The sequence below is a fragment of the Streptomyces sp. NPDC005017 genome, from assembly GCF_042873115.1.
Lineage (GTDB): Bacteria > Actinomycetota > Actinomycetes > Streptomycetales > Streptomycetaceae > Streptomyces.
Window position 1 is genome coordinate 231,962 of record NZ_JBIALD010000006.1, and the last position, 12,628, is coordinate 244,589.

Sequence of the window (12,628 nt, forward strand, 5' to 3'; positions counted from 1 at the left end):
CGAGAGCTTCACCATCGCCCGGCAGATGGCCGACGGCCCTGCGCGATCCGGTGCCCCACGCGTAGCCGTCGCCGTCGTGGACGTGCGGGACGCCGCCCACGCGCACCTGGCGGCCGCGTTCCCGCCCGACGCACAGAGACGCCATCTCGTCCTGGCGGAGACCACCGACCTTCCCCGCAGGCTGCTCCCCGCGTACGGATCGCGGTATCCCATGCCCCGCCGTGGTGTGCCCAGCGCCCTCGCGGTCGCTCTCGCGCCGGCCATCGGACTCGAACGCGGATACCTGCGGCGCAACGTCGGTTTCGACCTGCGCGGCGACACCACCGAGAGCCCCCGGGCCCTCGGCGTGCGCAGCAGTCCCTGCAGGACAGGTTCGCTCAGTTCATCCGGTCCGGGACACTGCGTCCCTGAACCCGGGACCCATGGGCAGCTCCCGCCGGGAGGCCCGTGCCGCCTGCGGATCGCGAAGGCAGGCAGTCCCCCGCTCGCCGTGCCGGGGGAACTCGCGTGGTGGCGCGCGCCCCGCAGATCGAGCACGTCCGGTTGCGGCTGGGCCCTGGGCGCGGATCATGAGGTGGAGAAAGGGAGCCGTGGTGCCGCTCTCGCGAGCGCTCCGCGTCACCGCGCCGGTCGCGGAGATCCGGGGCGGCCCGGACACCACGGCCCGCTGATCCGTCGCCGACCGTCCCCCGCCGGCCACGAGGCGCGGCCCGGATGTCCTCTTTCCGCGCCGGTGGCCGGTGCTCCCTGGGGAGTCCTCATGACTGAAACGACCGATTCGCTCGACGCCTGGACGTCCCGCCTGCTCGGGCTCGGTGAGGGCATCTCGCCCGAGGCCGCCCGTACGTTCGTGCACGACCTGTACGCGCATGCGCAGGCCGACCTCGACGAGGGTCGGGCGGAGGCCGAGTTCCAGCGGGAGGAATGAGGCGGATGAACAGCTTGTCGCCGGGGTTCCGGGGGAAGACCCACGCGTTCGCGGGCCGGCTGCCGCCGGGACAGTATCCGACGGAGTCGTTCCCCGTCCTGTCCGCCGGGCCGACCCCGCAGATACCCACCGACCGGTGGTCGTTCACCGTGGCGGGCGAGACCGGGGAGCACCGCTCGTGGACCTGGGACCAGATGATGGCCCTGCCCCAGGAGGAACCCACCGTCGACATCCACTGCGTGACCCGGTGGTCGAAGTTCGACACCCGCTGGCGCGGAGTCTCCCTCGACGTGTTCCTGGGCGAGCTCGAAACGTCGGCGGACTTCGTCGTCGCCCAGTCCTACGACGGCTACACCACCAACCTCCCGCTGGAGGACGTCACCGACGGCAAGGCGTGGCTGGCGCACTCCTTCGACGGATACGCGCTCTCTCCCGATCACGGCGGCCCGGCACGCCTGGTGATCCCGCACCTGTACTTCTGGAAGTCGGCCAAGTGGGTCAAGGGCCTTCGACTCACCCCCGACAACGAGCCCGGTTTCTGGGAGTCGGCCGGCTACCACGACTACGGCGATCCCTGGCGCGAACAGCGTCACTGGAACGACTGATGGGCGGCTGGCGCCGGGCCCGGCTCAAGGACCGTACGGAACTGACGTCGACCGGCCGCGCGCTGATGTTCGAGGTCCCCCAGTGGCCCGGGCACCTCCCCGGACAGCACGTCGACGTGCGTCTGACGGCCGACGACGGCTACCAGGCCGTACGCAGCTACTCCCTCGCGGCACCCGCCGACACCGGCACGATCGAGCTGGGCGTCCAGGTGGCACCGTGGGGCGAGGTCTCGCCGTATCTCGCCGACCAGCTGCCGGTGGGCGCCGAGGTGGAGGTCAAGGGCCCACTCGGCGGATGGTTCGTCTGGGAGCCGCGGCAGACCGGCCCGCTGCTGCTCGTCGCCGGGGGCTGTGGTGTGGTCCCCCTGATGGCGATGCTGCGCGCCCGGCTGGCGACGGCGTCGGACGAGCCCTGCACGCTGATCTACTCCGTGCGCGATCCGCAGGAGGTCTGGTACCGCGGGGAACTCGACGCGGCCGGCGCCGGCGTCGACGTCCGCCGTCTCTACACCCGCCGGGCTCCCGAGGACTCGGGACGTCCTGCCGGGCGGATCGCGCAGGATGATCTGCGCGGCCTCCCGGAGCCCGTCGGTACCACGGCCTACGTGTGCGGCCCCACCGGCTTCGTCGAGCACACGAGCCGACTGCTCCTGGCCGCCGGACACCGGCCCGACCGGATCCGTACCGAACGCTTCGGCTGACACGACCGTACCCGCACGGTGAGGAGCTTCTTCATGAACGAGCATTCTCCTCTGCACCTCCACCTCGACGGCAACGCCCTGGCCGGCCCGCTGGGTGAGGTCTTCGCGCTCGATCCGACCACCGCCTGGCGTCGCTGCCCCGCCTGTCGGCTGCCGTCGACCGTCGCCCAACTGCACGTCTACGGGCCCGAGCCGGACCTGACCGCGCGCTGCCCCGGCTGCGCGGACATCGCCCTGCGCGTCGTCACACAGCCGCGGCACCTCTGGCTCCAACTGGGCGGCGGGGCAGGCGCCTTCCGCTTCACCCTCCCGGCAGCAACTCCACTATCTCCCCGCGTGTAAGGCTCCCGCCCACCGATGGGGAAGGCACGCGGGACACAGGACGAGGCACCGCCCGGGACCGGATGCGGTCCCGGGCGGTGCCTCGCCGCGCGACGCCGGCGGGTGTCAGGCCCGGACGGCCGTCCTGTCGTCCGATCCGTCGTTCGCGGCAGCGGTGTCCGCGTCCGCGATGGGACCGGCGGGGGTCGCGGCAGGCAGGCGCGCGCCTTCGATGTCCACGTCCGGCAGCAGGCGGCCGAGCCGTCGGGGCATGCTCCAGGCGCGTCGTCCGAGCAGGGCCATGGCGGCGGGCACGAGCGTCATGCGGACGACGAAGGCGTCGATGAACACGCCGAAGGCGAGCGCGAAGCCGATGGACTTGATGATCGGGTCGTCGTTGAAGACGAATCCGCCGAAGACGGCGACCATGATCAGTGCGGCGGCCACGACGACGCGTGCGCTGCGGGCGACGCCCTGGGCGATGGCCTCGGCCGGGTCCTTGCTGTGCTCGTAGTGCTCGCGCATGCGGCTGACGAGGAACACCTCGTAGTCCATGGCGAGTCCGAAGAGCACTCCGGTGAGCAGGACCGGGAGGAAGCTGGTGACCGGGCCGGCGGCGGCCACGTCGAGCGGGCCGTTCAGGTGGCCTTGCTGGAAGACCCAGACCGAGGCGCCCAGGCTCGCGCCGACCGAGAGCAGGAAGCCCAGTGCCGCCTTGAGCGGAACCAGCACCGACCGGAAGGCGATGGCCAGCAGGATCAGTGCCAGGACGACGATGACGGCGATGAACAGGGGCAGTGCGTCGCCGAGTTTGCCGGCCACGTCGATGGCCATGGCCGTCTGGCCGGTGACGTAGAGGGATCCGCCGGTGGCGGTGACCGTGGGCGCCAGGTCGCGCATGCGGTGGACCAGGTCGGTGGTGGCCTGTGCGTCGGGGCTCGACCTCGGCACCACGGACATGACCGCGATGCCGCCGGAGGGGTTGAGGACCGGGGGCGAGACGGCGGCGACGTCCTTGTCCGCGGCCAGTTCGCCGCGCAGCCGTGTCACGGTGGCCTCCCGCTTCTCCTGCGGGATGTGCTCGGTGTCCACGACGGTGATGAGGGTGGCGTTGAAGCCCGGCCCGAAGCCCTCGGTGAGCAGGTCGTAGCTCTTGTGCTGGGTGGTGGCCTCGGGCTGGGAGGCGTAGCTGGGCAGGCCGAGGCGCAGGTCACGGGCGGGCAGGGCGAGTGCCAGCAGGCCCAGGACACCGGCGAGCAGGACGACGGCCGGCGCACGGGTGACCGTGCGCGCCCAGGCAAGGCCCCAGGAGCCCGCGGGGCGGGCCTCGCGCTTGCCCTTGCGCTGGTCCTTCCGACCCCGGCGCGGGCGCATCCGCTCGCCGAACACGCCGAGTACGGCCGGCAGCAGGCTGATGGCGACCAGGACGGCGATCAGTACGGTCACGGCACCGGCGAGCCCCATGATCGTGAGGAACGGGATGCCGGTGATGGCGAGTGCGGCCAGCGCGATGACGACGGTGGCTCCGGCGAAGACGACCGCGCCTCCGGCCGTGGCGGTGGCCCGCGCGATGGACTCCTCCCAGTCGGTGCCGGGGTCGGCGAGCTGCTCGCGGTGCCGGGAGATGACGAAGAGCGCGTAGTCGATGCCGACGGCCAGGCCGATCATCAGTGCCAGCACGGTCGCGGTGCCCGTCATCTCCACGAAGCCGGAGACGAACATCGTGCCGAGCACGCCGACGGCGACGCCCAGAAGTGCGGTCAGCAGCGGCAGTCCGGCCGCGACGAGGGAGCCGAGTGCGACGGCGAGGACCAGGAAGGCGATGACGACACCGACCAGTTCGGCCGGTCCGCCCGCCTCGGTCTGCGGAAGCATGGCCGATCCGCCCAGCTCGACCCGCATCCCGGCGTCGCGCAGGGGCTCGACCGCGTCGGCCAGTTCCTCCTTGGCCGCCTCCGGCACCTCGGAGGCCTCCGCGGTGAAGCGGACGTCGGAGTAGGCGATGGTCCCGTCGGCGGAGAGGGCGCCGGTCGACGCCGGCCGGGAGACGTCGACGACCCCCTCCACCGTCGCCGCCTCGCGCAGGACGCCGTCGAGCGCCTCGCGCTGCGGCGGGTCGGTGACCGTCTTCCCCTCGGGTGCGGCGACCACGATGCGTACGACACCGCCGGCGGCCGGGGGGAACCTCTCCTCCAGCAGGTCCTGCGCCTTCTGGGACTCCACGCCCGGGACCGTGAACTCCGTGGAGGTCTTTCCGTGCAGGGTCGCCCCGAGGCCGCCGACGACGGCCAGCAGGAGTATCCAGGTCGCTATCACCCAGCGGCGGTGGCGAACCATCCAGCGCGCCCAGGTGTACAGGCGTGAGGCCATCGATGCATTCCTAACCGGTCGAGCCCTGATCGAGGGAAGCCGAACGATGCGTGGCGGAGGGCCAGAGCGGTACGCCTCCACCACTCTTTACAACATACGGCATTTTTGCAGTCGACTGTAAATTAGCTACCGGTGGTAAGGTTTCGGCATGGTCGGTGACAGCCTCAGGGAGCGCGGCAAGGCGCGGCGCAGGGAAGCGATCCTCACCGCGGCCTACGAGCTGTTCGCCGAGCGGGGCTTCGACGCCACGAGCATCGCCGACATCGCCGAGGCGGCCGAGGTCTCACCGCGTACGGTCACGCTGTACTTCCCCACCAAGCTCGAGCTCGCGATGGAGCACTTCAACGCGTTCGTCGACGAGCTGGCCGCGGCGCTGCACGACCGGCCCGCGGGGCAGGGCATCATCGACACCGTCGAGCAGTGGCTGCGCGAACAGGGCGATTCCCAGAGCAAGTTCGACGGCCCCTACGACCGGATGCTCGAGTCCAACCCTCATCTGAAGGGGCTCTGCCGGGAGCGGCTCACCGACGTCGTCCAGGACGGCGCCCGACTCCTCGCCGAGGAGCAGGGCTGGCGCCCGGACGACCTGGCGCCGCGCATCCTGGCGGCCACGGTGGCGAGCGTGATCGGCGAGCTGACGCACCGGTCGGAGCCGGGGGACCTCGAGCGGGCCATGACCTTCATCCGCGCCGCGGCCGCCACCTTGCAGCCGGGCTGATCCGGCCCGCCGGACCGCCCGGCACGGGCTCCCAGTAGCCACGGCGCCGAGTCACCCGCCAGATCAAGCGGCGCCCCACCCTCAGCGAACGCCGACCGCCGCGCCGGCGCTCACCGGGCGCCCGCAGGCATGCGCGTCATGGCGCGACAGCGCTCCGCGAGTTCCCGCGCGCGCTCCGTCGGGCTTCCCGCGCCGGAGCGCGGCGTCGCCCCGGCCGACGGGGGCACCGCCGGCCGGCCGGCTTCCCGATCGACGCCGGACCGGTGAACTCCACCACCCTGCCGGAGGGGGCGCTCGCCGTCGGACCCCACGGCGAGCGGTCCGACGACACGGTCTTCGCACCGCCCCTGGAGCCGTCTGCGGGAGATGGCGGCGCGGTACGCGGGCCTGACCACAGCTCCCCGCGGCTGACGCCGCCGCAGGATCCCGGCTGCCGCCACAGCGGGCCGGGCCGGCCGACGGCGTTCGCGTAGCGACGGGCCCCGACGTCTCCGCACCCGAACCCCGTCCGGGGCATCCGCACACCTCAGTGTTGATGGTGCTCACATTCGGCCCTAGAGTCATGTATACACCGCCTACATGAAAGTGAGGGCCCCTCCATGCCCCCGACGCAGAAGGACTCCGTCAAGGTCGACCTGGGCGGCCGCGCGGTCACGGTCCCCAGGGGCGGCCTGTACGACACGTACCGCATGGACCCCGACCTCGACGCGATCGCCCGCGACCCGCGCGTCAGCGGCGTGGACTTCTTCCGGCAACTGCCCAAGGTCCGGGTCGACTCCGTCATCGGCCCGACGCTGACCCCGAACTTCTACTACAGCGTCTCCACCGCCCGGCTCACGATGCTCGCGCCGTCCCGCGCGATCCGCGGCCGGCTTCCCCGGGAGCTCTCGCCGCTGGAGATCGCACCCGGCCTCGGACTGGTCTCGGTCATGTTCTTCCGCTACGACGTGTGCGACATCGACTTCTACACCGAGGCCGCGGTCGGTATCGCCGTCAAGCCCGCGCGGCACGGGAAGCTCGGGTTCTTCGACCTCGTCGCCGGACTCAAGAACGAGCACCTCGACTCCTACGTGCTGTCCCTGCCGGTGAGCACGGAGATCGCCCAGGTCCGCGGCCACGACGGCTACGGCTTCCCCAAGTGGGTCACCGGCCTCGACGTCGGCATCGACGACCTCCGGACGACCGCGCGGGTGGCCAACGACGCCGGCGGCACCGATCTGGCACTCGTGGCCGACACGCCGAAGCAGGCCACGCACCCCACCGGCGAGCGCGTCAGCTCGCTCACCTCGTACACGACGATCAACGGGGCGTGGCACTCCACCCTGAGCCAGACCCATGTGCTCAGCGCCGGAACGACGCGCGCGACCCGTGGCATCACCCTGGAGGTGGGTGAGGGCCGCATGGCCGACGACCTGCGCTCCCTCAGGCCGAAGAGGACCGTCCGGTTCGACGTGATGACCCGGGGCCAGGTCGCCCTGCACATGCCCGTCCCCACCTCGGTCCCGAGCCGGAGCAAGTAGCCCGGAACGAGTAGCAAGGAGCCCTTGCCATGGTCGCCGACCACGCCATCCGCCCCGCTGCCACCCGCGGCCCGGGCCTGCCCGCCTCCCTCACCCCGGCCCTGCTCGAGCGCCTGACCTCGCAGGTCTCGGCCGCGCCGGACGCCGCGCGGGTCACCACCAACGCCCCGTACACGGGTGCCCCCCTGGCCGACTTCCCCGTCTCCACCCCCGACGACGTCGAGGCCGCGTTCACCCGCGCGCGGACCGCGCAGAAGACCTGGGCGGCCACGCCGATCGCCGAGCGCAAGAAGATCCTGCTGCGCTACCACGATCTCGTTCTAGCTCGCCAGGAGGAGGCGCTGGACCTGATGCAGGCGGAGAACGGCAAGACCCGCCGCGACGCCTTCCTGGAGGTCCTCGACATCGGCATCGTCTCGCGCTACTACGCGCGCAACGCCGCCAAGTACCTCGAGCCCAAGCGCCGCCGGGGGGCGATCCCGCTGCTCACCCACACCACCGAGCTGCGCCACCCGAAGGGCGTGGTGACCGTCGTCTCGCCGTGGAACTATCCGCTCAGCATGGCCGCCGGCGACGCCGTAGCGGCCCTGATGGCGGGCAACGCCGTCGTGCAGAAGCCCGACACACAGACCGCGCTGACCGCGCTGTGGTCCATGGACCTGATGTACGAGGCGGGCCTGCCGGCCGATGTGTGGCAGATGGTCGTCGGCCGCGGCAGCTCTCTCGGTGGCGCCCTCATGGACAACGCCGACTACATGATGTTCACGGGCTCCACCGCCACCGGACGCCGGATCGCGAGCGACGCCGGGCGGCGCCTGATCGGCGCCTCGCTCGAACTCGGCGGCAAGAACGCCATGATCGTCCTCGACGACGCCGACATCGACAAGGCCGCCGAGGGCGCCGTCAACGCCTGCTTCCCCTCCGCGGGCCAGCTCTGTGTCTCCATCGAGCGGCTGTACGTCGCCGAGTCCGTCCGCGACAGGTTCGTCGCCGCGTTCGTCGCCCGCGCCAGGGCGCTCAGGATCGGCGCCGCCTACGACTTCGGCGTCGACGTCGGCAGCCTCACCACGCCCTCCCAGCTGAAGACGGTCACCGAACACGTCGACGACGCCGTCGCCAAGGGCGCCACCGTCCTCGCCGGCGGCCGGGCACGGCCGGACCTCGGGCCGCTGTTCTACGAGCCGACCGTCCTCACCGACGTCACCCCCGACATGACGCTGTACGACCACGAGACCTTCGGGCCCGTCGTCTCGGTCTCCTCCTTCCGTGACGTCGACGAGGCGATCGCCCTGGCCAACGCCACGCCGTACGGCCTCAACGGCAGCGTCTGGACCCGCGACGGGGCGCGGGGCCGGGCCGTGGCGGCCCGGGTGCGGGCGGGCACCGTGAACGTCAACGAGGCCTTCGCCGCCGCGTGGGGAAGCGTCGACGCGCCGATGGGCGGCATGGGTGACTCGGGCCTCGGCCGCCGCCACGGCGCCGAAGGCATCCTCAAGTACACGGAGCCGCAGACCGTCGCCCACCAGCGCCTCCAGGGCTTCTACCCGCCGGCCCGCATCTCCCCCGACGCCTGGGCCGGCCTCCTGAGCGGCGCACTGAAGGTGATGAAGGCAGTGGGCATGCGCTGACCGCCTTACGGCCGTGGCGGGTACCCGGTCGCACCGACGAAGAGAGGGCGACCCGTCCGTACGACGGGCTCGCCCTCTTCGTGTGTGCCGACCGCGGCGCCACGGAGGCGGGTTCACCGGCCCGCGGTGCCGTGTTCCCCAGAGAGCCAGGCACGGCAGGAGCGCAGGGCCTTTCGCTGCTTGCGCGGCTCGGAGCGAAGGAGCAGGGGGGCGAACAGGTCGCCGGGCATGCCGGTTCCCTCTTCCCTTTCCATCACTTATGATGTATACACCGCCCACATTAGAGGTGCGATGTGCGGCGTACACATTGAGGAGTGTGGCCTGTGTCACAAGTGCGTACGTACCACCACGGCGATCTGCGCGCCGCCTGTCTGCGGGCCGCGCGGGAGCTGCTGGAGGAGGACGGCAGCGCCGCGCTGTCCATGCGTGCCGTCGCCCGCCGGGCCGGCGTGTCGGCGACGGCCCCGTACCGGCACTACGAGGACCGCGACGCACTCGTCTCCGCGGTGGCGGCCGAGGGCTACCGCGAGCTCGCCGGGCAACTGGCGGCGGCCCACCCCGCACCGTCGACCCCCGACGACCTGGCCGCGGTCGCCGCGGCCTACGTGCGGTTCGCGCTCGACCACCCCGCGATGTTCCGGGCCATGTTCGCCGAGCCCTGCGACCCAGCCAGCGAGGAGCGGGTCGCCGCGACGGCCGTGATCACCGAGTACGTGCAGGGCGTCGTCCGCGCCGCCTTCCCGGGCGCGGGGGACGTGAGCGCGCTGGCCACCACGGTCTGGGCCCTCGTCCACGGCCTGGCGTTCCTGCACCTCGACGGCAAGCTGGACAGCTCCACCCCCGAGGTCGTCGACGGCCGGGTACGCGCCTCCGTGCACGCTCTGTTCAGCGTGTCGCCCGCACTGTCCCGGTAGGCGGTACGGGACATGCGGGCGGCCGTCCGGTTCAGCGGTAGGTGAGCATGTGCCGCCGGTCGCCGGCGAAGTGGGCGTGCTCGTTGAACGTCAGAAGCGTGGTCCCCGACGCCCCCGCGACGAACGTGGTGACGGAGGCGTTGACGGCCACCCGGTTGAGCGCGACGACCCCTTCGCAGGGCGGCGACAGCCTCGTGCCGCACAGTGCCTGGCGTCGGCGGCTGGGCGAGGCGCTGTCCGGCTCAATCACGCAGTCAGGTCTGAACCCGTTGAGTTCGAGGGCAGGGCCCGCACACGGCCGGGCGAGAGGTGCAGTCCATACGGCAGGCGGGAATCGGAACCGAGGGTCGCGACCGGCGTTCCGCGGGGCCCCGGCGTCCGCCGCACCGGATCTGCGGCGACCGCGCAGACAGCGGAAGCCGGCGCACGCCATAGGGTGAACCTCATGTCCACGAGGTTGAGTTCCACGAAAACCCATGCCGCGTTGCGCACATCGGCCCGGGTCTGTGCCGAGTTGCTGTTGATACTCGTGATGCTCGCGGTGGCTCTCTGGCTGCTCGACCGGATGTGGTCGGTGGTGTGGCCGCTCGTCCTCGGTCTGCTGCTCACCACGCTGACCTGGCCTCCGACGCGTTTTCTGCGTTCTCGGGGGTGGAGACCGGCCCTGGCCGCGTCGCTGGTGACGGTCGTGTCCCTGCTCGTCGCCGCCGGGGTCGTGGCGCTGATCGCCATTCCGGTGGCTTCGCAGTCCGGCGAGCTGACCGACGGCGTGGTCGAGGGTGTCCAGAAGCTGCGGGAGTGGGCCGCCGGGCCGCCGCTGAACATCGAGGACGCCCAGATCGACCAGGCCTTCGACACCGCGGTCGACCGTGCCCAGGACGGGCTCGGCAGCGCGGTCAGCGCGGTCGCGACGGGAGTGAGCACCGTCGTCAACGGCGTGGTCACCGCCCTGCTGGCACTCTTCCTGATGTTCTTCTTCCTCAAGGACGGGCCGCGGTTCCTGCCCTGGCTCGCCCGCCAGCTGCCCGGCCGGCTCGCCACCGACATCCCCACGGTGACCGCTCGTGTCTGGGACACCCTGGGCTCGTTCGTGCGGTCCCAGGCCGCGGTCGGGCTGATCGACGCCGTGCTCATCGGCCTCGGTCTGTGGGTCCTGGATGTGCCCCTGGTGCTGCCGCTGGCGGTGCTGACGTTCGTCACCGCGTTCGTGCCGATCGTGGGCGCGATGTTCGCCGGCTTCGTCGCGGTGCTCATCGCACTGGTCTCCAACGGCCTCACCGACGCGCTGCTCGTGCTGGCCATCATCGTGGTGGTGCAGCAGCTCGAGGGGAACGTGTTCCAGCCCATGATCCAGAGCCGCGGGCTCGGCCTGCACGCCGCGGTGATCCTGTTGGCGGTGACCCTGGGCGGCAACCTGGCCGGCATCGTGGGCAGCCTGCTCGCCGTCCCCGTCGCGGCCCTGATCGCGGTGGTGTGGAACTACGTGCGCGAGCAGCTCACCGAGGCGCCGGCGGAACCGGGCGACGGCGATCCGGCCCTCGGCGCGTCCGCTCCGTCCTAGGCTCTGTCGGCTTCGGGTTCGAGGCGGCGCCGACGGTCTCCACGGCCGGCGCCCAGCCGGGCGCCGGGTTCGGCGGCTGGGGCGTGTCAGCGGTCCTGCTGCTCCGGATGCGTCAGGTTGGTGCCGCTCGACGGGTCGAACACGTGCGCCTTGCCCATGTCGATCCGCAGCTCCAGGCTCTGTCCCTCGCGGGCGCGCGTGGCGGGATCGAGGCGGGCCACCACCTGCTGGGCGGCGCCCGCACCGGTGTCGCTGCGGCCCGAGTCGGTGGCGAGTTCGTCGAGCTCGGCGGTACGTGCCGGGCCGCCCTCCTCGGTGAAGTACACGTACACGTCCGAACCCAGGGACTCCAGCACCTCGACGGTGACGGTGACGACCGGTCCCTGCCTGTCGTGTGTCAGGGCCGCGTCCTCGAACGCCTCGGGCCGGAGTCCGAGGATGACCTCACGGGGTGCGTTCTGCCGTTCGAGCGCTTGGCGGGTGGCGCCGTCGAGCGGCAGGTCGCCGAGGGCCGAGCGCAGCACGTCCCCCTCCACGGTGGCGTTGAGGAAGTTCATCGCCGGGGAGCCGATGAAGCCCGCGACGAACAGGTTGCGCGGCTGGTCGTACAGCTGGGCGGGCGTGCCGATCTGCTGGACCACGCCGAGCCGCATGACCACGACCCGGTCGCCGAGCGTCATGGCCTCGGTCTGGTCGTGCGTGACGTACACCGTCGTGGTGCCCAGGCGGCGTTGCAACCGGGAGATCTGGGTGCGCATCTGGACGCGCAGCTTGGCGTCGAGGTTGGACAGCGGCTCGTCCATCAGGAAGACCTTGGGATCGCGGACGATGGCCCGCCCCATGGCCACGCGCTGGCGTTGCCCGCCGGACAGGGCGGCCGGTCTGCGGTCCAGGAAGTCGGTCAGGTCCAGGACGCGGGCGGCTTCCTCGACCTTGGTGTTGATCGTCGCCTTGTCCACCTTGGCCAGCCGCAGCGGGAAGCCCATGTTCTCGCGGACGGTCAGGTGCGGGTAGAGGGCGTAGCTCTGGAACACCATGGCCACGTCACGGTCCTTGGGGGACAGTTCGTTCACGACCTGGTCGCCGATGCGCAGGGTGCCCGAGGTGATGTCCTCCAGACCCGCGATCATGTTGAGGGTGGTGGACTTTCCGCATCCGGACGGGCCGACGAGGATGACGAACTCGCCGTCGGCGATGGAGAGGTCCACGCCCTCGACAGCGAGCGACCCGTCGGGAAAACGCTTGGTGACGCCCTCGAGGACGATCTCGGCCATGGGTGGTGCCTCCTTGCCTTCATGGCTTCCAGGTGCGGGCTGCGGGGGACGGTGTGCCGGGCGGGGGAGACCGGTGCGCCGGCCGGGT

Annotated in this window: 12 protein-coding genes; 9 read left to right on the plus strand and 3 right to left on the minus strand. The window is 71.6% G+C overall.

All coding sequences use genetic code 11. The features are described from left to right. Positions 1-760: 760 nt before the first annotated feature. The 4 genes from ACFYR0_RS11905 to ACFYR0_RS11920 are packed head-to-tail and all read left to right on the plus strand — an operon-like array spanning position 761 to position 2,576. Positions 761-928 carry a hypothetical protein gene (locus tag ACFYR0_RS11905; protein WP_389325158.1) on the plus strand — a complete coding sequence of 56 codons (168 nt, stop codon included), beginning with the start codon at positions 761-763 and terminating at the stop codon, positions 926-928. 5 nt (positions 929-933) lie between these two features. Next, positions 934-1,533, plus strand: coding sequence for a sulfite oxidase-like oxidoreductase (locus ACFYR0_RS11910; RefSeq protein WP_389325161.1), 600 nt, complete (start codon positions 934-936; stop codon positions 1,531-1,533). After that, positions 1,533-2,234 (plus strand): ferredoxin reductase, encoded by a 702-nt coding sequence (locus ACFYR0_RS11915; protein WP_389325164.1) that lies wholly within the window; start codon positions 1,533-1,535, stop codon positions 2,232-2,234. The genes ACFYR0_RS11910 and ACFYR0_RS11915 overlap by 1 nt, the downstream gene beginning before the upstream one ends. A gap of 33 nt (positions 2,235-2,267) precedes the next feature. Beyond that, positions 2,268-2,576 (plus strand): DUF6510 family protein, encoded by a 309-nt coding sequence (locus ACFYR0_RS11920; RefSeq protein ID WP_389325167.1) that lies wholly within the window; start codon positions 2,268-2,270, stop codon positions 2,574-2,576. 105 nt (positions 2,577-2,681) lie between these two features. On the opposite strand, the gene ACFYR0_RS11925 is transcribed toward ACFYR0_RS11920, so the two are convergent. Next, a complete protein-coding gene (locus ACFYR0_RS11925; RefSeq protein ID WP_389325170.1) occupies positions 2,682-4,925 on the minus strand; it encodes an MMPL family transporter in 2,244 nt (747 codons plus the stop codon). A gap of 148 nt (positions 4,926-5,073) precedes the next feature. Between ACFYR0_RS11925 and ACFYR0_RS11930 the strand changes: the two genes are divergently transcribed. From ACFYR0_RS11930 to ACFYR0_RS11945, 4 genes are all read left to right on the plus strand, one after another. Further along, the gene (locus ACFYR0_RS11930; RefSeq protein ID WP_389325173.1) at positions 5,074-5,643 is read left to right on the plus strand and encodes a TetR/AcrR family transcriptional regulator; all 570 of its coding nucleotides are present in this window, start codon (positions 5,074-5,076) and stop codon (positions 5,641-5,643) included. A gap of 599 nt (positions 5,644-6,242) precedes the next feature. Then, entirely contained in the window at positions 6,243-7,163 is a 921-nt protein-coding gene (locus tag ACFYR0_RS11935; RefSeq protein WP_389325176.1) for an acetoacetate decarboxylase family protein, read from the plus strand. A gap of 29 nt (positions 7,164-7,192) precedes the next feature. Beyond that, entirely contained in the window at positions 7,193-8,791 is a 1,599-nt protein-coding gene (locus tag ACFYR0_RS11940) for a succinic semialdehyde dehydrogenase (protein ID WP_389325179.1), read from the plus strand. A gap of 323 nt (positions 8,792-9,114) precedes the next feature. Continuing rightward, the gene (locus tag ACFYR0_RS11945) at positions 9,115-9,705 is read left to right on the plus strand and encodes a TetR/AcrR family transcriptional regulator (RefSeq protein WP_389325182.1); all 591 of its coding nucleotides are present in this window, start codon (positions 9,115-9,117) and stop codon (positions 9,703-9,705) included. A gap of 31 nt (positions 9,706-9,736) precedes the next feature. On the opposite strand, the gene ACFYR0_RS11950 is transcribed toward ACFYR0_RS11945, so the two are convergent. Further along, positions 9,737-9,955 (minus strand): hypothetical protein, encoded by a 219-nt coding sequence (locus ACFYR0_RS11950; protein WP_389325185.1) that lies wholly within the window; start codon positions 9,953-9,955, stop codon positions 9,737-9,739. 195 nt (positions 9,956-10,150) lie between these two features. Here ACFYR0_RS11950 and ACFYR0_RS11955 point away from each other — a divergent pair, with 195 nt between their 5' ends. Continuing rightward, positions 10,151-11,266, plus strand: coding sequence for an AI-2E family transporter (locus ACFYR0_RS11955; RefSeq protein ID WP_389325188.1), 1,116 nt, complete (start codon positions 10,151-10,153; stop codon positions 11,264-11,266). Between the two features lie 86 nt (positions 11,267-11,352). Here ACFYR0_RS11955 and ACFYR0_RS11960 read toward each other — a convergent pair whose 3' ends face one another. Further along, the gene (locus tag ACFYR0_RS11960; RefSeq protein ID WP_389325191.1) at positions 11,353-12,540 is read right to left on the minus strand and encodes an ABC transporter ATP-binding protein; all 1,188 of its coding nucleotides are present in this window, start codon (positions 12,538-12,540) and stop codon (positions 11,353-11,355) included. Positions 12,541-12,628 lie beyond the last annotated feature (88 nt).

What these genes read in the sequence shown, in the direction of transcription:
- ACFYR0_RS11905 (WP_389325158.1), top strand. Translation starts at nt 761, where the DNA reads ATGACTGAAACGACCGATTCGCTCGACGCCTGGACGTCCCGCCTGCTC.
- ACFYR0_RS11910 (WP_389325161.1), top strand. Translation starts at nt 934, where the DNA reads ATGAACAGCTTGTCGCCGGGGTTCCGGGGGAAGACCCACGCGTTCGCG.
- ACFYR0_RS11915 (WP_389325164.1), top strand. Translation starts at nt 1,533, where the DNA reads ATGGGCGGCTGGCGCCGGGCCCGGCTCAAGGACCGTACGGAACTGACG.
- ACFYR0_RS11920 (WP_389325167.1), top strand. Translation starts at nt 2,268, where the DNA reads ATGAACGAGCATTCTCCTCTGCACCTCCACCTCGACGGCAACGCCCTG.
- ACFYR0_RS11925 (WP_389325170.1), bottom strand. Translation starts at nt 4,925, where the DNA reads ATGGCCTCACGCCTGTACACCTGGGCGCGCTGGATGGTTCGCCACCGC.
- ACFYR0_RS11930 (WP_389325173.1), top strand. Translation starts at nt 5,074, where the DNA reads ATGGTCGGTGACAGCCTCAGGGAGCGCGGCAAGGCGCGGCGCAGGGAA.
- ACFYR0_RS11935 (WP_389325176.1), top strand. Translation starts at nt 6,243, where the DNA reads ATGCCCCCGACGCAGAAGGACTCCGTCAAGGTCGACCTGGGCGGCCGC.
- ACFYR0_RS11940 (WP_389325179.1), top strand. Translation starts at nt 7,193, where the DNA reads ATGGTCGCCGACCACGCCATCCGCCCCGCTGCCACCCGCGGCCCGGGC.
- ACFYR0_RS11955 (WP_389325188.1), top strand. Translation starts at nt 10,151, where the DNA reads ATGTCCACGAGGTTGAGTTCCACGAAAACCCATGCCGCGTTGCGCACA.
- ACFYR0_RS11960 (WP_389325191.1), bottom strand. Translation starts at nt 12,540, where the DNA reads ATGGCCGAGATCGTCCTCGAGGGCGTCACCAAGCGTTTTCCCGACGGG.